Below are 21,603 nucleotides of genomic sequence, written 5' to 3' on the forward strand. Positions count from 1 at the left end.
CCTCTTACTTACTCTTCAAAAGTAAGCACTAATTTACTTTCTGCGAAGGCTTGGCAAGCAAATATCCATCCTTGTTGTTGCTCTTTCTCTGTGAGCATAGGTTCAAGGTGATAAGAGACTGTTCCTTCTAGTTTACGACACAAACAGGCAGCGCATGCACCAACCTGGCATCGGTGAGGAAAGCGGATATTATTGTTGAGCGCCGCTTCCAACACCGTTTGTCCATCTTGTACTTCGAATTCTATGTTATCTGGCAACAAGATGACGGAATGATTCATAGAATACCCAACTTATCCCACATCGCATCAATTTTTGCCACAAGTTGAGGATCTTTCTTGATAGGTGTGCCCCATTCTCTGACAACCTCCTCTCCTTCCACCTTATTAGTGGCATCCAATACAAGGCGAGAGCAAGACAGATTAGTGCCCGCTTCTCGCTTGGTATCTCGCGCTGGGTCCATGCGAGTAGTCACAGCCCAGATAATGTCGTTCCAATCTTTTGCATTCACATCACCATCACAAACAACGATGAATTTAGGTGTGCCACGGTCGATCAAGAACTGCTCTACCTTTTGTACTAGCTGCTTAGATTGACCAGCGTGCTGCTTATTCATGGTGACAATAGCAAAGCTGTTATTCTTAGCTGTCGATGGGATATAGATATCGATAACTTCTGGGTTATGCTCAATAAAGCTCTCAAGTTCTGTTTCACTCAGTTGAGTATGTTGTTTTGCGGATTGCTCCGAGCCAACCAACTCAGCATCCCATTTCACTGTTGCGTCTAGCCCCATTTTCGAGCCGAGGCCAACGACCGGAGAAGCGAAGTCCAATGAATCAATTGGAGTATTATCAATAAACAATGTATCTCTGACCGGATCCATATGTTCGGTCATCGCTGTTACCACTTGATCCCAATCGCGTGCATTGACCTTTTCATCGCACACAATAACAAACTTGGTATACATGAACTGACGCAAGAAGGACCAGACTCCCATCATGACTCGTTTGGCATGGCCCGGATATTGTTTCTTCATTGTCACTACCGCCATGCGGTAAGAGCAACCCTCTGGTGGTAAATAGAAGTCTTCTATTTCAGGAAACTGCTTTTGCAGAATCGGTACAAACACTTCATTGAGCGCTACGCCCAGAACTGCTGGTTCATCAGGTGGGCGACCAGTATAGGTACTGTGATAGATAGGCTCGTTACGCATTGTGATGTGGGTAATAGTAAAGACGTGGTGCTTTTCTTTTTCGTTGTAGTACCCGGTGTGATCACCGTAAGGCCCTTCGTCAGCGAACTCATTAGGATCAATGTAGCCTTCCATAACGATTTCAGCGCTAGCTGGGACTTCTAAGTCATTGCTAACCGATTTGACGACTTCGGTTTTTTTGCCGCGCAGCAAACCCGCAAATGCGTACTCAGATAATGTATCTGGCACTGGTGTTACTGCGCCGAGAATGGTTGCTGGGTCGGCTCCAAAAGCCACGGAAACAGGAAAGGGTTTACCTGGGTTGGTTTCCATCCAGTCACGTAAATCTAATGCGCCACCACGATGAGCTAGCCAACGCATGATGATTTTGTTCTTAGCGATTTTTTGCTGGCGGTAAATACCTAGGTTCTGTCGCTTCTTATTCGGCCCTTTGGTAACGGTCAGTCCCCAAGTCAATAACGGCGCGACATCACCTTGCCAGCAACTCATGACTGGCACTTTATCCAAATCGACTTCTTCACCCTGCCAAATGATCTCTTGGCAAGGGGCTTTGCGTAGACGTTTAGCAGGCATGTTCAATACTTGTTTGAACACTGGTAACTTATCTAATGCGTCTTTAAAACCTTTTGGTGGCTCAGGTTCTTTCAAATAAGCGAGCAACTTACCGACTTCACGTAACTCTTTGACATCTTGTCGCCCCATACCTATCGCGACACGCTCCGGAGTACCAAACAGGTTGGTCAGTACAGGCATGTCATAACCGATTGGGTTTTCAAACAGTAGAGCTGGACCGCCAGCCCTTAAGGTACGGTCACTGATTTCCGTCATTTCATAGTCGGGATCAACGGGATGAGAGATGCGTTTTAGCTTCCCTTCTTTTTCTAGATGAGCGACAAAGTCGCGTAAATCCTTAAAACTCATAGACCTAATTGTGGGCTGGTTAATCTGCACGCAGTATAACAAAAAGAGGAATCATTCAATCCCTCTTTTTCGTGTGGTTATATGTCTTAGCCTTACTGCCCGATCACACTGAGTATCGCGCGGCTATTTACTTTTTGATTGCTACTGGCTAATTCCTCTAACCACGATGAGTAACCTTGGCGTGCGAGTTCACCTGCAATAAACCTTGCATCATCTGATGCCGCCATTCGTGCGATAAGAAACTCTTTTACATCGCTCGACATCGGCCTAACTTTGGTCAGCTCGGTAATCGCTCGCTCTTTGAGACTTGGGTTATTCGAGGCTTGCATCACTTGCTCTAAAGAAAAGCTATCTGCCACTTTAGCCAGTCGCACCAGTTCGGACTCACTGTTAAAGTCCGCTTTCATCAGCCACAGCAGTTTGTAGACATCTGGATTTTCACTGACTTGAGCTAATCGCACCATAACCTGAGATGAAGGCAACCAACTGACTACCGGAGCTTTGGTCAACTGTTCAGCGAGGTTATTCACTGCTTCAGGTGAGAGGCTATCGAGTTCGCGGATCAGCAGAGCTTCACGAGTCTGTACTTGGTAATCGCTACCAGTCAGCCAATCTTTCAAATCTAGCTCACCACGCTCAGCATCTAAAACAAAGGCAAGCGTAGACTGATCTTGACGCCACTGTTTGAGTAAGCGGTTGGCAATCGCTGGGTAATTAAAAGCAGGGACTGAAAACTCATAGCCATCCCCTCTTTCTAACACTTGGTAGGTTGGCACCATTGACTGTTGCTGCTCAACAAACAGCGCCATCTTAGGTGTCAGAATCAGGTTTTGGTCTTCAATTTTCTTAAGCAGTAAATAACGGGAAACTTCTTGTACGGGAAGAGAGAGCCTTTGCAACGCGAAATTAAGGCCATCAGTATCATCTTCAACCACATACTGTAGGAGCTCAGCGACTTTGTCGTGAACTTGAGATTCTTGTAACCATTGCTCAACACGCTGAGGTTCCATCTCAGTTGCAGCGACGGTAGGTACTCCGGTAAGAAGTGCGATAGACAGGAGTACCGACGACAACATTCCTTGTTGCATGTTAACCTCCTTGTAACATATTGCACCATTGTGCTCGCTATCAATAGATAATGCAAACAAAAACGCCACCAAATATGGTGGCGTTTGATAATTCAATCTATCGACTATTGGCGACGCATCGCGTCAAAGAACTCATCGTTAGTCTTCGTCATTGCTAGCTTGTCGATTAGGAACTCCATCGCGTCGATCTCACCCATTGGATGAACAATCTTACGTAGAATCCACATCTTCTGTAGCTCTTCATTCTTAGTTAGAAGCTCTTCACGACGAGTACCTGAACGGTTGAAGTCGATTGCAGGGAAGACACGCTTCTCGGCGATCTTACGGTTCAGGTGAATTTCCATGTTACCTGTACCTTTAAACTCTTCGTAGATAACTTCATCCATCTTAGAACCAGTATCTACTAGCGCTGTTGCTAGAATTGTCAGGCTACCACCTTCTTCTACATTACGTGCAGCACCGAAGAAGCGCTTAGGACGGTGTAGAGCGTTAGCATCGACACCACCAGTCAGAACTTTACCTGATGATGGAACAACTGTGTTGTATGCACGAGCTAGACGAGTGATAGAATCAAGCAGGATGACTACGTCTTTCTTGTGTTCAACAAGACGTTTTGCTTTCTCGATAACCATCTCAGCAACTTGTACGTGGCGAGATGCAGGCTCATCAAACGTAGACGCAACCACTTCACCTTTAACTAGGCGTTGCATCTCGGTTACTTCTTCTGGACGTTCATCGATAAGAAGTACCATTAGCTCACACTCAGGGTGGTTGTAAGCAATGCTCTGTGCAATGTTTTGCAGCAGCATTGTTTTACCCGCTTTAGGTGGAGCAACGATCAGACCACGCTGGCCTTTACCAATTGGTGAAGCTAAGTCTAGAACACGTGCTGTGATATCTTCTGTCGAACCGTTACCACGCTCCATCACCATACGCTCGTTCGCGTGCAGTGGCGTCAAGTTTTCAAATAGAATCTTGTTACGCGCATTGTCTGGTTTGTCATCGTTAACTGTATTGACTTTTAGTAGAGCAAAGTATCGCTCACCGTCTTTTGGTGGACGAATCTTACCGGCAATCGAGTCACCTGTACGAAGGTTGAAGCGGCGGATCTGACTTGGAGATACATAGATGTCATCTGGGCCTGCCAAGTAAGAGCTGTCTGCACTGCGCAAGAAGCCAAAACCGTCTTGAAGTATTTCCAGAACCCCGTCGCCAAAAATGTCTTCGCCGCTTTTCGCGTGAGCTTTTAGGATGGCGAAGATAATGTCTTGCTTTCTTAGACGAGCTAGGTTTTCAAGGCCCAAGCTTTCGCCAAGTTTAACAAGATCAGACACAGGTCTGTTCTTCAGTTCTGTTAGATTCATGGTGGTGGATACTTTTTTAGTCAAAATAGGATCTGTTATTTAGTTAAGATGAATTTGGTCACAGGATCGACCAAGAAGAGAAACTTGTTTATTTAACGTGCGATAAATTAGCACTAAATACTAGCCTAGTCTAGATTTTGTTAGGCAGCAAAAACAAAACCGTGCATTTCTTCAAATCGCACGGTTTGCTCAGTAACTACTTATAGATTTGCGTCTAGGAACTCTTTTAGTTGAGTCTTCGACAGCGCACCAACTTTGGTTGCTGCGACATTACCGTCTTTAAAAAGAAGTAATGTTGGAATACCGCGGATACCAAACTTAGGTGGAGTACCTGCGTTATGGTCGATATTTAGTTTACCGATAGTGAGCTTGCCTTCGTACTCATCTGCGATTTCGTCCAGGATAGGAGCAATCATCTTACAAGGACCACACCATTCTGCCCAAAAATCCACTAGTACAGGGCCTGCAGCATTGATTACGTCGTTTTCAAAACCGTCATCCGTAAGCTGCAAAATCTTATCACTCATCTTCCACTCCAATGTGTTTTTTGAAACTGGTTGGATGATAACCAGTAAATAGATGCCCTATTGGAATGTATTTACTTTCTTATTGCAAGCTTTAGCTGATATTCTATCACCATGAAAAAGACGCATATCACAGAGCAAAAGTTCGCCGATTTGGGTTTACACCCTCAAATTACTGAAGGTTTGGAGAAGAAAGGGTTTGAATTTTGTACCCCTATCCAAGCTTTGGCGTTGCCGGTACTGCTCACCGGCCAAGACATCGCAGGCCAAGCCCAAACGGGTACAGGTAAGACACTCGCTTTCCTGACTGCTACTTTTAACCACCTACTGACGACTTCAGAACATGAAGGTCGTAAGCCAAATCAGCCGCGTGCCATCATCATGGCACCAACACGCGAGTTGGCAATTCAGATTTACAACGATGCTGAGCCGCTCATTGCGAGCACTGGCATTAAAGCTGCGCTTGCCTACGGCGGCGAAAGCTACGACAAGCAGCTAGCTAAGCTTGAAGATGGTGTGGATATTCTGATCGGTACTACCGGTCGTATTATCGATTTCTACAAGCAACGCGTATTTAACCTAAACAACATTCAAGCGGTTGTTCTTGATGAAGCCGATCGCATGTTCGATCTTGGTTTTATTAAAGACATTCGTTTCTTGTTCCGTCGTATGCCTGAACCAAAAGAGCGTTTGAACATGCTTTTCTCAGCAACGCTTTCTTACCGCGTTCAAGAGTTGGCATTCGAGCACATGCATAATCCAGAGCATGTTGTGGTTGAGCCAGAAGTTAAGACCGGTCATCGCATCCAAGAAGAGCTGTTCTACCCTTCAAATGAACATAAGATGGCCCTGCTACAAACCTTAATTGAAGAAGAGTGGCCTGAGCGCGCGATCATCTTTGCTAACACGAAGCATAAGTGTGAATCGGTTTGGGGCCACTTGGCTGCTGACGGCCATCGTGTTGGTTTGTTAACAGGCGATGTACCGCAGAAGAAACGTGAGCGTATCTTAGAGCAGTTTACTAAAGGTGAAGTTGATCTATTAGTGGCAACAGACGTTGCAGCACGTGGTCTACATATTCCTCAAGTAACGCACGTGTTTAACTTTGACCTACCAGATGACTGCGAAGATTACGTACACCGCATAGGCCGTACTGGTCGTGCAGGTGCAAGCGGTCATTCTATTAGCTTTGCTTGTGAAGACTACGCGATTAACCTTCCTCCGATTGAAGAGTACATCGAGCACGCGATTCCTGTGTCAGACTACGACCCAAGTGCATTGATTGAAGATTTACCTGCACCGCTACGTATGCGTTCAAGCCGTCCGCAGCAACGTCGCACCAATACAGGTGGTTCTCGTTCAGGCAACCGTCGTAACAACAATCGCTCTCGTCAACGTCAACAAAAGGAATCTTAAGTCGTCTATGAGCCAAGCAGTTTCATCTCCGCTATACGCAGCCATCGACCTCGGGTCGAACAGTTTTCATATGCTCGTTGTGCGTCACATTGATGGCAGCGTACAAACGATGGCTAAAATCAAACGCAAAGTTCGCCTTGCCGCAGGCTTAGACGAAAACAACGCGCTAAGCCTAGAAGCCATGCAACGCGGCTGGGACTGCTTGAGTCTATTTGCAGAACGACTGCAAGATATTCCTAAAGAGAACATTCGCATCGTGGGTACTGCTACGCTGCGTACCGCAACTAACGTGGACGTGTTTCTCGAAAAGGCCAATCAGATACTTGGTCATAAGATTGAAGTGATCTGCGGTGAAGAGGAAGCAGCGACTATCTATAAAGGGGTCGCACATACCTCTGGTGGTAGTGGTCGACGTTTAGTGGTTGATATTGGTGGTGCAAGCACCGAGCTTATTATTGGTGAAGGTTTTGAAGCCAAAGCACTGACTAGCCTGAAAATGGGTTGTGTCACTTGGCTTGAGCGCCACTTTAAAGATCGTCAGTTAACCGTCACCAACTTCAACAATGCGATTCAAGCAGCCAAAGAGACACTGCAACCTATCTTGGAGCAGTACACTCAAATTGGTTGGGATGTATGTGTCGGTGCATCTGGCACTGTTCAGGCGTTACAAGAAATCATGCTAGCGCAAGGGATGGATGAGGTTATTACTCACGCCAAACTGAAACGCCTGCAAAAACAAGCAATGTTAGCCGATCACCTTGAAGAGCTTGAGATAGAAGGACTGACCCTAGAGCGTGCATTAGTCTTCCCTAGTGGTCTTTCTATTCTCATCGCTATTTTTGAGCTACTTGAAATTGATTCAATGACGCTTGCGGGTGGCGCACTTCGTGAAGGCTTAGTGTATGAAATGGTTGATGAGCTAAAGCAAGACGACATTCGTGCTCGCACTATCTGTAGCGTTCAGAGCCGCTACCAAATTGACGTCGCCTACGGTCAGCAAGTTGCCAACATGGCAGCTAAACTGCTCGCTGAATGTCAGTCTGATTGGATCGCAGAGTCGCACGGTAGTGTACTGCTTGAAACCGCAGCCAAGCTACATGAGATCGGTTTGACTATCGATTTCAAAAAAGGTGGCGAGCATAGTGCTTACCTGCTGCAAAACTTGGATTTACCTGGTTACACGCGAGCGCAAAAGCACCTCTTAGGTGAGCTCACCCGCCGCTATCGTGAGCAGCTAACTTCCCTTCCGGAGCAGCATGCCTTATCCAGTAACAGTGCCAAACGTGTATTGCGCCTGTTGCGTTTAGCGGTGTTATTAACTCATCGTCGTAACCCTGAGCTTGAGCCTAACATTACCCTAAGCTCTAACGATGATAAGCTGACCCTAACGCTAAAAGCCCAGTGGCTTAAAGACAACCCTTTGACTGCTGCTGAGCTCGAAATAGAAGCAAACCGTCAAAGTGATATTGGTTGGCCACTCTCGATTGTTGAGTACTAATCTCTACTGAGTAAAAATGCGAAAGATACAAAAAAGCCCGAGGAATAGTATTCCTCGGGCTTTTTCTTGTTAGTCATTTCAATTACGACTTAGCGCCAACCACTTTAAAGTCAGGGTTCACTGCGGTGAGTTTCTTGACTAAGTAATTCAGCAATACGCCATACATAGGAACAAACAGACCCAAGCTGATGACTAATTTGAAGCCGTAGTCCACCAGCGCAATCTCTGTCCAATGCTCTGCCATAAACGGATCTGGGCTTTGATAGAAGGCAATCGCGAAGAAAGCAATGGTATCTAACGCATTACCAAATAGCGTTGAACATGTTGGTGCAACCCACCACTGCTTTAGCTGACGCAGGCGGTTAAAAACATGCACATCCAGAATCTGACCCAGCAAATAAGCCATAAAGCTTGCGATCGCTATGCGCGCAACAAACAGGTTAAATTCCCCAAGCTGATTCAAGCCTTGGAATGAACCTTCATAGAACAGAACAGATAAGCCGTAAGAAACCGCCAGTGCTGGCAACATGACTAAGAAGATGATGCGACGAGCAAGCTGAGCACCAAAAATACGAACGGTTAAGTCAGTCGCTAAGAAAATAAATGGGAAAGTAAATGCGCCCCAAGTGGTATGGAAACCGAAAACGGTAAAGGGCAGCTGAACTAAGTAATTGCTCGATGCAATAATGATCAGGTGGAACAGAACTAATAGAAAAAGGGCTTTGCGCTGCTGCGCAGGGGTAAAGTTACTCATGCGATACCTTTTTAGTTTGGTTTGGGGGTGAGGGAACCCAAATCGAATCCATTCCAAGCCAAGGAAAGACTCTTACCAACAATGTTAAAAGAAATTAGCCGCGATATATTTGTGATAACTATCGCGGCGGGCGATTATACATTAACCAATTTGAGCTGCAACTGGCTAAGGCTACGCAATCGTTAGCGTATAAAAATCGGCTTAGAAACCTTTGTTAAACAGTGCAGCCAGAAAATCGAGCTCTGGTTTAGATTCTTCAATAGCCAGTGCTTCCAACCAGATACTCTCACTGTAGTGCTCTGATTTTAAGAATAGCTGACAACCTTCAAAATCAATTAACCAAGAGTGGATATCTGCATCCCACTGCTTTTCGACTACTGAAGCTGATAGCAGTTTGACCAGTTTGTCAGCTAACTGAGGAAAGCTATCAAAATCAAACCGCGGAGCACGAATGATGATGCGCCCCTCTTCTACCTGATAATCAAGCAGACCAAATTCCGTTTGTGGTGTGACATCAGCCATGATTTGTTAAGTGCTCCTGAATAAGATCTAAGAATGGGTCGGCGTACTTTTCTAACTTGCGCTGCCCCACTCCGTTGACGGCAAGCATTTCACCGTAAGAGGTCGGTAGTATCTCTGCCATATCAATTAATGTCGCATCACTGAACACTACGTATGGTGGTAGGCCATCTTCATCCGCAATGGATTTGCGAAGCTTACGCAATTTAGCAAATAGCTTCTTATCGTAGTTTTTACTCGAAAGCTTGTCTGATTTAGCAGCGCGAGCAGCGGTATCAAGGCGTGGAACAGCAAGTTCTAACGACATTTCACCACGTAAAAGCGGTCTTGCTTCTTCAGTCAGTTGCAAGGTGGAGTTGCGAGTGATGTTTTGGAACAACAAACCTTTATGAATCAACTGACGAAAAACACTGACCCAATAGTCATGGCTATTTTCACGCCCTAGCCCATAAGTCGACAGCTTGTCATGACCATTTTCACGCACTCGGATGTTTTGCATACCACGCAATACTTCGACCACGTAACCCATACCAAAGCTTTGATTGACACGATACACACAAGAGAGTGCTTTTTGTGCTTGCTCAGTGGCATCAAAGTGCTTAGGTGGATCGAGGCAGATATCGCAGTTGCCACATGGCTTCTCACGGTACTCACCAAAATAGTTAAGCAGCACTTGGCGACGACAGGTTTGCGCTTCAGCAAAAGCACTCATTGCGTTTAGCTTGTGCGCTTCAACTTGCTTCTGCGGACCGTCGTCTTTTTCATCCAACATACGGCGCAACCAACTGATATCGGCAGGGTCGTAAAGCATCATCGCTTCGGCAGGCAATCCATCTCGCCCGGCTCGACCTGTCTCCTGATAATAGGATTCAATATTGCGCGGAATATCAAAGTGCACCACAAAGCGAACGTTGGGTTTGTTGATCCCCATGCCAAAAGCGACAGTGGCAACAACGATCTGGATATCATCACGCTGAAACGCCTCTTGAACGTAAGCACGCTCATCCGCTTCAAGACCTGCGTGGTAGCTTGCAGCACGTAAGCCGTTGTTACACAGCTTTTCGGTTACCATCTCTACTTTCTTGCGGCTACCACAATAGATAATGCCGCAACTGCCACGTTGGCCTTCAAGAAAGCGAACTACCTGAGAAACTGGCTTATGTTTCTCGACTAGGGTGTAACGAATATTAGGGCGATCAAAGCTACCAAGATAAGTATGCGGCTCGTCGAGTTGCAGGCGCTGCATAATATCTTTGCGCGTCGCGTCATCTGCGGTTGCCGTCAGCGCCATGACAGGGATATGAGGAAAATGCTGTTTGAGCTGACCTAACGAGGCATATTCAGGTCTGAAATCATGCCCCCACTGAGAAATACAATGCGCTTCATCAACCGCTATCATCGACAATGAGATGTTTTCCAGACGCTCAATAAAATCGCGCATCAGTACTCGTTCTGGAGAAACATAAACCAACTTTAACGCGCCAGAATGCATGCGATTATAGACGGAGATCAGCTCTTCTCGTGGCATGGTGGAGTTGACACACTCAGCGGCCACACCATTCGCTTTCAGTTGGTCTACTTGATCTTTCATCAATGAGATCAGCGGTGAGACAACTAAAGTTAGCCCCTCACGTGCTAAGGCAGGGATCTGATAACACAAAGATTTACCGCCACCCGTTGGCATGATCACTAGGCTATCTTGCCCAGCGACAGCCGACTCAATCACTTCTTGCTGACCATCACGAAAGCTCTGATAACCAAAAACATCTTCTAAGATGCGTTGCGGCGTCGGCAAATCGGCTGAAGGTGACAGGGCTAAAAGTGTCGAGGTCATGAACTATCTCAATAGAGTTGCAGGATGAGTGCGCGTCGAACGCAAGAGGCACATTGTAGTGGGGTTTAAAGGTGAATAAAACCGCAAATTGTTAGGTGAATCGGATTATGCTCCTTATACTGCGTGTTTCAATTTGTAAAAATTATGATCGAGTAAAGATAAATGACTCCAGAAGAACAACAGCGAGCGAAACAGGGTGTCTTTCTTGCCATTGGGGCATACACCATGTGGGGCATCGCACCTATCTACTTCAAGGCTTTGGCCGAAGTCTCCCCATTAGAGATTTTAAGTCACCGCGTTGTGTGGTCTTTCTTCTTACTCGCTGCCCTGCTTCACTTTGGTCGTCGTTGGAGAAATGTACGCGACGTGATCAAGTCGAAACAAAAGCTGCTTTATTTAGTGACTACGGCGGTTTTAGTTGGTGCTAACTGGCTGATATTCATTTGGGCAGTGAATTCCGATCATATGCTCGACGCCAGTCTGGGTTACTACATCAACCCATTGATTAACGTGCTGTTGGGGATGCTCTTTTTGGGAGAAAGGTTACGTAAACTACAGTGGTTTGCCGTCGCACTCGCCGCTTGTGGAGTGTTGGTCCAACTGTTTGTGTTTGGCTCAATCCCGATTGTTGCTATCACTTTGGCGCTGACTTTTGGTTTCTACGGTCTATTGCGTAAAAAAGTCAGCCTTGAAGCGCAAACTGGCCTGTTTATAGAAACTTTGGTGCTACTACCAGCCGCAGCTATCTACTTGCTGTGGATTGCTGACAGCCCAACGTCACACTTGACCGAGAACTCGCTCGACCTGAACTTACTGCTCATTTCAGCAGGTATCGTCACGACCTTGCCACTACTTTGTTTTACTGGTGCAGCAACGCGCTTAAAGCTATCGACTTTAGGCTTCTTCCAATACATAGGCCCTAGCTTGATGTTTTTGCTTGCCGTACTTGTATATGGCGAAGCTTTCACTCTCGATAAAGCGATTACCTTCGCCTTTATTTGGGGCGCCTTAGTTATCTTCAGTTTTGACGGCCTAAGAAATAACAGGCAGTCGAAGAAAGCGACAAAAGCGTACTGATCGTTTTTTACAAGACAAATCGCTTACCCACATATAAGCTTGATGAAATACTCATCAAGCTTTTTTTAGTTTTATGGATAAGGTCAGCTACCACAGTACTGAGAACAAAGAGATCAGCCTGATTGAAGCGAACTATCAGTCGTTCGCTTTTTCACGCCACTATCATCTTGATTTTCATATTGGTCTTATCACGGGCGGACAACAAAAGTTCCACTATAAAGGTGCAAGCCATCATGTTGGTGAAGGGCAATTAGTCATCATGCCTCCTGATGAACTGCATGATGGAAAATCCATGTTGGAGTCCGGTTATCAAACCCGAGTGTTTGCACTTGATCCTGCGTGGTTTAGCGACCTTGCTCAACTAAAGCAACCGAGTGACTTACTTCACTTCAAGCAGCTGATAATTTCCGATCAGAAAGTGTTTCAGCCACTTTCCCAACTGCACCAATTGCTAACAGACAATAACGTCAGCCAACTGGCAAAAGATTGCTTACCTTACGAAGGTTTTGAACGCCTGTTTAGCCACTACGGCAGTTTAGAGCAAAAGCGCGCAGTCCCTTTAGGTAACCAATCTATGGCTACCTTAAAAGAGTATCTGTTAGACAATCTCGATCAGCCAGTACGATTAGAGCAACTGTCACAGCTGTGTGAGCTGAGCCCAACCCAGTTTCAACGCCATTTTAAAGCCAAAGTCGGCTTAACCCCCTACGCATGGCTGAGCCGTCTGCGCATGGAGCAAGGAATGAAACTGCTAAAATCCGGAGTGAGCGGAACTGAAGTGGCACATCAAGTAGGTTTCTATGATCAGGCCCATTTTAGCAAAGCGTTTAAGTCCACTTACGGCGTTAACCCTTCTCAAATCAGCTAGTGTCAGTTTTTTACAATCTTTCACAGGCAATCCATAGCACACTAAAGCTATCTAAAATCATCAATCGAGTCCGATGAACGAATTAACTATCCTCACCACCTTAGCCGTGGTTCACTTTGTTGCTCTTATGAGCCCAGGCCCTGATTTTGCCTTAGTGGTACAGAATGCGACACGCTATGGTCGGCAAACTGGGCTGTATATTGCTTTGGGTCTTTCGTGTGGCATCTTACTGCACTCCATTCTTAGCCTAACTGGCATCAGCTATCTGGTTCACCAACAGCTAACTCTGTTTGCTTTGCTTCAGCTCGCTGGCGGTAGCTACCTTTTCTATCTTGGCTATGGCGCCCTTAAAGCGAGCTGGGCAAGTTTGCGTAACGCGAAAGCAAACGAAAGCACCTCTGCAGAGCAGCCAAGCCTGCTCCTCGGCAACAAACGCGAAGCTTTTTCGCGCGGCTTTGCAACCAACATCCTTAACCCAAAAGCACTGGTGTTTTTTGTCAGCCTTATGTCGAGCCTTGTACCAGCCAGCATGTCACTAACCGGAAAAGGGCTAGCACTGATGATCTTATGGAGTATCTCATTACTGTGGTTTTCCTTTCTCGCTTGGGCTCTCTCCACGCAACGTATGCAACGCAAGATAAAAGCGACAGCCCACTACGTTGATGGGTTATGCGGCATTCTGTTTACCGTGCTTGGACTTGGCATTCTTTGGCAATCTACCACGGCGATCACTGCTCTGTTTTAATCCATTGGTGTCTAAAATTTGATTCAAGATTACAATTTGATAACAAACCCTTAGACCTAAACCTCTTCCACTGTCACTCTTGATCTGCATAAAAAAAGGAGAACAAGATGCAGTGGAAACTCAAATTTCTAACCACATGTTTGCTTGCAACGTCAGCAACAACTTGGGCCAACCAAGCAGCCGATTCTGTAGCGCCCGAGCACAGTAGTGGCCTAGAGAACAAACAATTGGTCACCGCCAAAGAGTGGATGGTGACTGCAGCGAACCCAATCGCTACCCAAGCGGGCGCAGATATTCTTGCCAAAGGGGGTAACGCGATTGATGCTATGGTCACCACCCAGCTAATGCTAGGTTTGGTTGAACCACAATCTTCAGGTATTGGTGGTGGCGCGTTCCTTGTCTATTGGGACGCCAAAAATCAGCAACTCACCACGTATGACGGCCGAGAAACAGCTCCACTCGATGCGACACCTCGTCTATTCCAAGACGTCAATGGCGAACCACTGAAGTTTTACGACGCAGTGGTAGGCGGACGATCAGTAGGTACGCCGGGTACCGTCAAGTTGATGTGGGATACACACCAAAAATACGGCAAACTTGCTTGGGCAGATCTTATCCAACCAGTTGTCAACGTTGCCAAACAAGGCTTTGAGATCAGTCCACGCCTAGCGACACTAATAGAGAAAGATGCCGAGCGTCTAAGCCGCTTTGCCACCACGAAAGCTTACTTCTTCAATCCAGATGGCTCACCTAAAACGGCGGGTACCTTACTCAAAAACCCAGAGTATGCAGCAACACTCACTGCGATTGCTAAAGGTGGTGCGCAAGCTTTCTACCAAGGTAAAATCGCGGAAGATATTATCGAAACGGTACAAAGTGCCCCGGGTAACCCAGGGGTACTCGCACAGAAAGACCTAGATGCGTACTCAATAAAGCAAAGAGACGCAGTATGTTCGGCTTACCAAAGCTTTGATGTCTGTGGAATGGGACCACCAAGTTCAGGTGCTCTGACTGTTGGCCAAATCTTAGCGATTACTGAGAACTTCGATCTCAAATCGTGGGGGCCGGATAATGCAAAATCATGGCAAGTGATTGCAGACGCCTCTCGCTTAGCCTTTGCCGATCGCGGTATGTATATGGCAGATGAAGACTTTGTGCCAATGCCAACCCAAGGTCTGCTCGATAAAGAGTATCTAAAACAGCGCGCACAACTCATTCAACCGGGTAAAGCTCTAGAGTCTGTGAGTGCAGGTAGCCCACCTTGGAGCTATGCACAACGTCAAAGCATGGATGAATCCATCGAGCTACCTTCAACCAGCCACTTCAATGTCGTCGATAAACAAGGTAACGTGGTTTCCATCACCACAACAATTGAGAATGCATTTGGCTCACGCTTGATGACCAATGGCTTCCTACTTAACAATGAGCTGACCGATTTCTCTTTCCGCTCCCATAAAGAAGGTAAGCCAATTGCAAACCGTTTAGAACCAGGAAAACGTCCACGTTCATCAATGGCACCAACCATCATCATGCAAGATGACAAACCATATATGGCTATTGGCTCACCAGGTGGCAGTCGTATTATTGGTTATGTCGCACAAGCCATTATTGCCCACACTCAATGGGGAATGGATATTCAGCAAGCAACCAACCAACCTCACCTGTTGAACCGTTTCGGCACTTTAGACGTAGAGCAAGGTACTAGCGCGGAAAAATTCAAACCTCAACTAGAGGAAATGGGCTTTAAGGTCAATGTTCGCGATCTGAATTCAGGATTACACGCTATTTTACTGCAAGATAATCAATTGCAAGGTGCCGCTGATCCACGACGAGAAGGTACAGCAATCGGTAAATAGAGTAGATCGACTCACTTGCTTGTGCGAGATCTCTCACAAGCAAGTGAGTAAAAATAGCTTTTTGGCTGAGAAAAATGTAAACAACAAAACCTAAGCAACTGTTTTATAAGGATACGTATAAAACATAAACGAATTTTTATGTAGAAAAACGTTTGCCTTATATTGCTGAAATTCGTTAGACGAGTAATATGAATGGTGTCGGAAGGATGCTGACACGGAACAGGAAATTACCACGGATTAGGTAATCTTCAGGAAGAAGATACGGTTGCTTAGGATGAGTAATCGGCATGGAAAGCGAATTGGACATTGAACGGACGCAATAGTAACTAGGATGGTTGCTACTAAGGATTGGAAATGGACACCTCTGGATGAGGAAAGGACTTATCATCAGGACGATGAAAAGGACACCGCTCAAGGAACAAGCGAAGTGAGCTAACGAGGATTGTTAGCAGACCAGGATAGGGTCAAGGACACCGCTAGGATGGCGATGAATGGACTAAGCTGAAGGACGTCAGCATACTATCAAGGATTAGATGCATGGAGCACCTATAGTAGCCGGATTGCTGCGAGTAAGACTATAACCCCGATGGGCTTGCGCCCTCGGGGTTTTTCTTTATCTTTTTCTCTTCATATTTGAACTTTAGACTGCGTTGTCTGCTTTCACTCGCCCCATCACATAGGTTCCCTATGCTCAGGGGACTCGTTCAATTGTCGCCTTGTCTACAAGTCCAACTATTTTGAGAAAATAAACTTAGCGTTTATAACGTTTCTAGTTTGGCGTAAGCAGTCACCAACCACTTAATACCCTCACCGTTAAAGGCGACTTGTACGCGACTTTGTGGACCACTGCCTTCAAAGTTGATAATGGTACCCTCACCAAACTTGGGGTGCATAACTCGCGAGCCCAAACTAAAGCCAGTTTCATTGAAACTCTCTTTAACCACAGTCTGGCTAAAGCGACCTGAGCTTGCCGGACGGCTCACCTGCGCTTTCATACGCACTTCATCAAGACAGGTCTCTGGCAGTTCACGAATAAAACGGGATGGCTTATGGTACTTATCCTGACCGTATAAACGGCGCATCTCTGCATAGGTGATGTAGAGTTTTTCCATTGCTCGCGTCATGCCGACATAGCATAGGCGGCGCTCCTCTTCCAAACGCCCTGCTTCTTCCGCAGACATCTGGCTTGGGAACATGCCTTCTTCAACACCGACCATAAACACAAGCGGGAACTCTAGACCTTTTGCACTGTGCAGTGTCATAAGCTGAACGGCATCTTCAAACTCGTCAGCCTGACCTTCACCCGCTTCCAACGCGGCATGAGTCAAGAAAGCCGTCAGTAGGGTCATTTCTTCCGCTTCTTCTGGCTTTTCAAACTGTCGGGTCGCCGTTACCAGCTCTTCCAAGTTCTCAATACGAGCTTTAGACTTCTCACCTTTTTCTTGCTCGTACATAGCGAACAAACCTGAGTACTTGATGACATGGTCGGTTTGCTCATGCAATGACAACTCACATGTGTCATCTTCTAAGGCGTTAACCAATTCAACGAAGCGGCTTAAAGCTCCAGCAGCACGACCAGCTAAGACTTTTTCATCAAGGAGCGCAACGCTAGCTTCCCACATAGTGCAACCGCGATCGCGAGCAGCAAAACGAATCGTCTCTAGCGTTTTATCCCCTAAGCCACGAGTTGGCGTGTTCACCACTCGCTCAAAAGCCGCGTCATCGTTACGATTAGCCATTAAGCGCAGATAGCTAAGTGCATCTTTGATTTCTTGGCGTTCGAAGAATCGCATACCACCATAAATACGATAAGGTAAGCCTGCCTGAATCAACGCTTCCTCGAGTACACGTGACTGGGCGTTGTTTCGATATAGCATAGCGGCATCATTCAGCGCTCCGCCTTTGTCTTGCCATTCCTTTATCTTATTCACGGCAAAGCGAGCTTCATCCAACTCGTTATAGGCTGAGTACACAGAAATTGGCTCACCTTCCGCGCCGTCCGTCCACAGCTCTTTACCCATTCGCTCAGTATTATTGGCAATCAGGGTGTTCGACGCCTCTAGGATGGTTTTTGTTGAGCGATAGTTTTGCTCAAGACGAATGGTGTTAACGCTTGGGAACTCTCGGGTGAATTTCTCAATGTTCTCGATTTTTGCTCCGCGCCAACCATAGATAGACTGATCGTCATCACCCACAATCATGACATGAGAGTCAGGTCCAGCCATCATGCGTAACCAAGCATACTGAATATTGTTGGTGTCTTGGAATTCGTCGACCAAGATATGCTTGAAACGAGCTTGATAATGCTCTCGAACAAACTTGTTATCACGCAATAACTCATGAGCACGAAGCAGTATTTCAGCAAAATCGACAAGACCTGCTCGATCACAAGCTTCTTGATAAGCCGTGTAAAGCTGCAAGTAAGTTTTAGTGACGGGATCGTGATAAGCATCTATATGATTCGGGCGTAGACCTTCATCTTTTTTGCCATTGATCCACCAACTAACCTGACGCGCTGGCCACTGTTTTTCATCAAGGTTTTGCGCTTTTATCAAGCGACGCAATAGGCGCTGCTGATCGTCTGTATCTATGATCTGAAAATCTTCAGGTAACTTGGCATCCAGATAGTGAGCACGAAGGATACGATGACAAATACCATGGAATGTGCCATTCCACATACCCGAAGCGCTACCCATCATTAGCTCTTCAATACGACCGCGCATTTCCGCCGCCGCTTTGTTAGTGAAGGTCACCGACATAATGGAGAACGGCGAAGCTTGCTCAACAGACATCAACCACGCAATACGATGCACTAGCACACGTGTTTTACCACTGCCTGCGCCGGCCAATACGAGTAAGTTTTCTAGCGGTGCAGCAACAGCTTCACGCTGCTTGTCATTCAGACCATCGAGAAGTAAGGAAGGATCCATTGTGTGCTCAGTTACTGGTTATCTATACATGAAATGGCATTATACCCGAGTGACCTCAAGATGCTAGGTGCAGGGATAAGCAACTGAATTTGCCACTATTGGTACTTTTTAGGCTGCCAACAAAAAAAAATAGAAAAAAACCAACTGTTAAAAGTCTGTTAAATCAATAAATTAAATAACCAAAAATAATAATAACGTCATTTTCTATAATTTATTTGAAAGTTTTTAGGCGAGTTTTCTATCCTTTTAATTAAGCAAGTTGATGAATTACTTCATGATTCGCTTGCCCACATAAAGTAAAGGAATAAAGTCTGAGGAAATTACTATGAAAAAGTCTAATCTTGCTGTTACTGCCGCTGTTACTGGTTTAATTGCTCTTGGTGGCACAATGTTAACGGCTGCTCCAGCGGTCGCAGCAGAGAAAGAAAAATGCTACGGCGTGGCAAAAGCAGGTAAAAATGACTGTGCAACTAAAACCAGCTCATGTGCAGGTACATCAAAAGAAGACAACCAAACGGATGCTTTCGTAGTCGTACCAAAAGGTCTATGTGGCAAGCTAACAGGCGGCAGCACTCAATCTTCATAATAAAAATTTTAGGCGGCCTGAGGCTCAATCGGCCGCCTTACTTCTGCCGCTTCTACTTTCAAGGAACGCCCAGTGAATGCAGATCATTTTCATAATAAAGTCGGGGTGGGATTACGTTCACCGCACCTAGATTATTTCAGCCAAGAGAAACCATCACTGTCATGGCTCGAAATTCATAGTGAAAACTACTTCCAACCCTATTCGGCATCACGTCAAACACTACGTAAGCTTGCTAACGACTATCAAATTAGCTGTCACGGTATCGGGCTATCATTAGGCAGTGTTGAACGCGTTAACCGTCGTCACCTCAAACAGCTGCAAGCTCTAATCAGTGAGATAAACCCTTTTCTGGTTTCTGATCATTTAAGCTGGAGTGAAAATGGTGGCCATTACTTCAATGACTTGCTGCCTTTGCCTTACACCGAAGAAGCCTTAGCGATCTTTTGCCGCAACGTGCTTGAGGTTCAAGATACGCTGCAACGGCCAATGCTGATTGAAAACCCATCAAGCTATGTGAAATTCAATCACTCGACGATTAGTGAATGGGACTTTTTAACTGAAGTCCAAAAGCGCACTGATTGTCGGCTACTGTTGGACCTAAACAATATTCATGTATCTGCATTCAACCATGGCTTTGATAGCCATCATTATTTAGCTTCAATTCCGGCCGAGGCTGTGGATGAAATTCACTTGGCAGGTTTTACTGTCAAGCAGCTCGATAAGGGAGAAGTGTGGATCGATACCCATAGCCGCCCTGTCAGTGATGAAGTGTGGCAACTGTATCAATTCTGGTTAGAACACTATGGCGAAAGACATACCTTGATTGAGTGGGATCTCGATATTCCACAGCCAGAAGTCTTGCTCGCGGAAGCAGCCAAAGCTAGCGAGCAACTCAATCAGTGGCAAGCCGCGAAGAGGAAAGTGTCATGACATCAAATGCTTCACCTTCCCTAAGCGAATTACAAAGCGCCTTTGCCAAAGCGCTGCACTACCAAGCCTCTGGTGAAGATTGCAATATTTGTAGCGATGATTTCAGTGCCGATGAGAGAATGCAGATTTATCGCAATAACTTCATCATCAGCCTGAGTGAAGTCCTGCAAGCAACCTACCCTATGCTACACGCCCTGTGGGGGGAAGAGTGCTTTGAGCAAGTTGCCCGCCAACACGTACTTAACTACCCGTTGCAAGCCGGGGATGTCAGCCACTATGGGGAACATTTCGAACAGACTATCGAACGCTTTCCGGCGGTGATTGAAGCAGCGCCTTATAGCTTAGAAGTAGCTCGTTTCGAATGGCATATCGACCTTGCTCAGCAGCTGGGGAATCAGATAAGTCTCGCTGACGATTTACTGCCATTGGCTCAACTTGCTCATGTGGCAGAAGATCAGCAACCCCAGATTCAATTGCACCTGAAACCCGGAGTGATTGCGTTTCAGTCATCTTACGCGCTGTTCTCACTCCAGAAAGCCATCAACAGTAACAACTTTGATGGTTTAAGTTTAGAGCAAGCAGAACAAGGGATTATTGCCTACTCAGCAGAAAGCGGAGTGTGGACTTTGGCTCTCACCGCTGAGCCTTATGAACTGCTCAATTATTTGTTGTCTGGCTGCATGCTCACTGAAGTCCCACCAGCACTACTGGCCCATTTGGACTTCCTCACTCAACATGACCTACTGGCAGGTTTTTCGCTCGCCACATTAGAAGGATAATAATATGTCTAGCGCCATTAAGAATATGCTCGAGAGCTATGATAACTGGGTCGCCAAATTTCAAGCTGGCTTTGTCCCGCTACTGCTACTGTTTTGTCGACTTTGGGTGGCTTGGGTATTCTTTAATTCTGGGCTAACCAAGATAGCCTCATGGGACAGTACCCTATTCCTATTTGAGTACGAGTATCAGGTTCCGATTTTACCTTGGGAAATGGCTGCCTATATGGGTACAGCCGCTGAACTGATCTTGCCTGTTTTTCTTGCTTTAGGACTTTTCTCACGCCCAATGGCAGCGATCCTGTTTGTGTTTAACATTATCGCCGTGGTGTCTTATCCCGTACTTTGGGACAAAGGCTTTTATGATCACCAGCTATGGGGCTTAATGATCTTAAATGTCGTGGTTTGGGGGCCTGGTGTTATCTCAGCCGATAAAGTACTACGTAGTAAGCTTGGCTAATGTTCTGAAGATAAGTCTTCTTTGACAGAGTTAACCGCATCTCGTGATGCATGGCCGATCGCCTTTGTTGTATCACGGGTTGCATGACCTATCGCTGTAGTGGTGTCACGAGTCGCGTGACCAATCGCTGTTCCCGCCTCTTTTAGCTCAGCACATCCTGACATAACCACTGCTAAACCAGCACCTAACAAAACTTTGTTCAACAACATAAAACCTCCATGCAATTAATGGGAGGCATAATAACAAA

At 46.1% G+C, this 21,603-nt stretch carries 20 protein-coding genes and 1 pseudogene; 10 read left to right on the forward strand and 11 right to left on the reverse strand.

From position 1 onward, the window contains the following. Positions 1 to 8 precede the first annotated feature (8 nt). From IX91_RS14520 to trxA, 6 genes and pseudogenes are all read right to left on the reverse strand, one after another. Entirely contained in the window at positions 9 to 278 is a 270-nt protein-coding gene (locus IX91_RS14520) for a 2Fe-2S iron-sulfur cluster-binding protein (protein WP_004745490.1), read from the reverse strand. Beyond that, positions 275 to 772, reverse strand: a complete 498-nt coding sequence (locus tag IX91_RS27030; RefSeq protein WP_408068358.1) for a UbiD family decarboxylase — start codon at positions 770 to 772, stop codon at positions 275 to 277. The genes IX91_RS14520 and IX91_RS27030 overlap by 4 nt, the downstream gene beginning before the upstream one ends. Continuing rightward, positions 748 to 2,131 (reverse strand): annotated as a pseudogene (ubiD, locus tag IX91_RS14525) (4-hydroxy-3-polyprenylbenzoate decarboxylase); the annotation flags it as partial. The gene IX91_RS27030 and the pseudogene ubiD, both read right to left, overlap by 25 nt. Before the next feature lie 92 nt (positions 2,132 to 2,223). Continuing rightward, on the reverse strand, positions 2,224 to 3,219 hold the full coding sequence (locus IX91_RS14530) for a hypothetical protein (protein ID WP_004745493.1): 996 nt from the start codon (positions 3,217 to 3,219) through the stop codon (positions 2,224 to 2,226). Positions 3,220 to 3,323: 104 nt separating this feature from the next. Next, the gene (gene rho, locus IX91_RS14535; protein WP_004745495.1) at positions 3,324 to 4,583 is read right to left on the reverse strand and encodes a transcription termination factor Rho; all 1,260 of its coding nucleotides are present in this window, start codon (positions 4,581 to 4,583) and stop codon (positions 3,324 to 3,326) included. A gap of 200 nt (positions 4,584 to 4,783) precedes the next feature. Further along, positions 4,784 to 5,110 carry a thioredoxin TrxA gene (gene trxA, locus IX91_RS14540; protein WP_004745500.1) on the reverse strand — a complete coding sequence of 109 codons (327 nt, stop codon included), beginning with the start codon at positions 5,108 to 5,110 and terminating at the stop codon, positions 4,784 to 4,786. A 111-nt stretch (positions 5,111 to 5,221) separates the two neighbouring features. Here trxA and rhlB point away from each other — a divergent pair, with 111 nt between their 5' ends. After that, positions 5,222 to 6,523, forward strand: coding sequence for an ATP-dependent RNA helicase RhlB (gene rhlB, locus IX91_RS14545; RefSeq protein ID WP_004745502.1), 1,302 nt, complete (start codon positions 5,222 to 5,224; stop codon positions 6,521 to 6,523). Positions 6,524 to 6,530: 7 nt separating this feature from the next. Then, positions 6,531 to 8,021 carry a guanosine-5'-triphosphate,3'-diphosphate diphosphatase gene (gppA, locus tag IX91_RS14550; protein WP_004745503.1) on the forward strand — a complete coding sequence of 497 codons (1,491 nt, stop codon included), beginning with the start codon at positions 6,531 to 6,533 and terminating at the stop codon, positions 8,019 to 8,021. Positions 8,022 to 8,103: 82 nt separating this feature from the next. Here gppA and IX91_RS14555 read toward each other — a convergent pair whose 3' ends face one another. From IX91_RS14555 to recQ, 3 genes are all read right to left on the reverse strand, one after another. Then, positions 8,104 to 8,775, reverse strand: a complete 672-nt coding sequence (locus tag IX91_RS14555) for a 7-cyano-7-deazaguanine/7-aminomethyl-7-deazaguanine transporter (protein ID WP_004745505.1) — start codon at positions 8,773 to 8,775, stop codon at positions 8,104 to 8,106. Positions 8,776 to 8,976: 201 nt separating this feature from the next. After that, positions 8,977 to 9,297, reverse strand: a complete 321-nt coding sequence (locus tag IX91_RS14560) for a DUF3630 family protein (RefSeq protein WP_004745507.1) — start codon at positions 9,295 to 9,297, stop codon at positions 8,977 to 8,979. Further along, a complete protein-coding gene (gene recQ / locus IX91_RS14565) occupies positions 9,290 to 11,128 on the reverse strand; it encodes an ATP-dependent DNA helicase RecQ (protein WP_004745508.1) in 1,839 nt (612 codons plus the stop codon). Before recQ ends, IX91_RS14560 begins: the two co-directional genes overlap by 8 nt. A 162-nt stretch (positions 11,129 to 11,290) precedes the next feature. On the opposite strand from recQ, the gene rarD reads away from it, so the two are divergent. From rarD to ggt, 4 genes are all read left to right on the forward strand, one after another. Further along, entirely contained in the window at positions 11,291 to 12,205 is a 915-nt protein-coding gene (gene rarD, locus IX91_RS14570) for an EamA family transporter RarD (protein WP_004745509.1), read from the forward strand. A gap of 73 nt (positions 12,206 to 12,278) precedes the next feature. Then, positions 12,279 to 13,073 (forward strand): AraC family transcriptional regulator, encoded by a 795-nt coding sequence (locus tag IX91_RS14575; RefSeq protein ID WP_004745511.1) that lies wholly within the window; start codon positions 12,279 to 12,281, stop codon positions 13,071 to 13,073. 73 nt (positions 13,074 to 13,146) lie between these two features. Further along, positions 13,147 to 13,818, forward strand: a complete 672-nt coding sequence (locus IX91_RS14580; RefSeq protein WP_004745513.1) for a LysE family translocator — start codon at positions 13,147 to 13,149, stop codon at positions 13,816 to 13,818. Positions 13,819 to 13,925: 107 nt separating this feature from the next. Then, positions 13,926 to 15,674 carry a gamma-glutamyltransferase gene (gene ggt, locus IX91_RS14585; RefSeq protein ID WP_004745515.1) on the forward strand — a complete coding sequence of 583 codons (1,749 nt, stop codon included), beginning with the start codon at positions 13,926 to 13,928 and terminating at the stop codon, positions 15,672 to 15,674. 758 nt (positions 15,675 to 16,432) lie between these two features. Here the strand turns inward: ggt and uvrD are convergent. Then, positions 16,433 to 18,604 (reverse strand): DNA helicase II, encoded by a 2,172-nt coding sequence (gene uvrD, locus IX91_RS14590; protein ID WP_004745516.1) that lies wholly within the window; start codon positions 18,602 to 18,604, stop codon positions 16,433 to 16,435. 325 nt (positions 18,605 to 18,929) lie between these two features. On the opposite strand from uvrD, the gene IX91_RS14595 reads away from it, so the two are divergent. The 4 genes from IX91_RS14595 (at position 18,930) to IX91_RS14610 (ending at position 21,356) form a co-directional block, all read left to right on the forward strand. Next, complete coding sequence (locus IX91_RS14595; protein WP_004745517.1) at positions 18,930 to 19,190, forward strand: BufA1 family periplasmic bufferin-type metallophore; 261 nt, start codon at positions 18,930 to 18,932, stop codon at positions 19,188 to 19,190. Positions 19,191 to 19,262: 72 nt separating this feature from the next. Next, positions 19,263 to 20,120 (forward strand): MNIO family bufferin maturase, encoded by an 858-nt coding sequence (gene bufB, locus IX91_RS14600; protein WP_004745518.1) that lies wholly within the window; start codon positions 19,263 to 19,265, stop codon positions 20,118 to 20,120. Further along, positions 20,117 to 20,899 carry an HvfC/BufC N-terminal domain-containing protein gene (locus tag IX91_RS14605; protein ID WP_004745519.1) on the forward strand — a complete coding sequence of 261 codons (783 nt, stop codon included), beginning with the start codon at positions 20,117 to 20,119 and terminating at the stop codon, positions 20,897 to 20,899. Before bufB ends, IX91_RS14605 begins: the two co-directional genes overlap by 4 nt. A 4-nt stretch (positions 20,900 to 20,903) precedes the next feature. Further along, positions 20,904 to 21,356 carry a DoxX family protein gene (locus tag IX91_RS14610; protein WP_004745520.1) on the forward strand — a complete coding sequence of 151 codons (453 nt, stop codon included), beginning with the start codon at positions 20,904 to 20,906 and terminating at the stop codon, positions 21,354 to 21,356. Here IX91_RS14610 and IX91_RS14615 read toward each other — a convergent pair. Then, the gene (locus IX91_RS14615) at positions 21,353 to 21,565 is read right to left on the reverse strand and encodes a hypothetical protein (protein ID WP_174329861.1); all 213 of its coding nucleotides are present in this window, start codon (positions 21,563 to 21,565) and stop codon (positions 21,353 to 21,355) included. The two genes, IX91_RS14610 and IX91_RS14615, sit on opposite strands and share 4 nt — an antisense overlap. Between the last annotated feature and the right edge of the window lie 38 nt (positions 21,566 to 21,603).

Source organism: Vibrio tubiashii ATCC 19109, assembly GCF_000772105.1.
Taxonomy (GTDB): Bacteria; Pseudomonadota; Gammaproteobacteria; order Enterobacterales; family Vibrionaceae; genus Vibrio; species Vibrio tubiashii.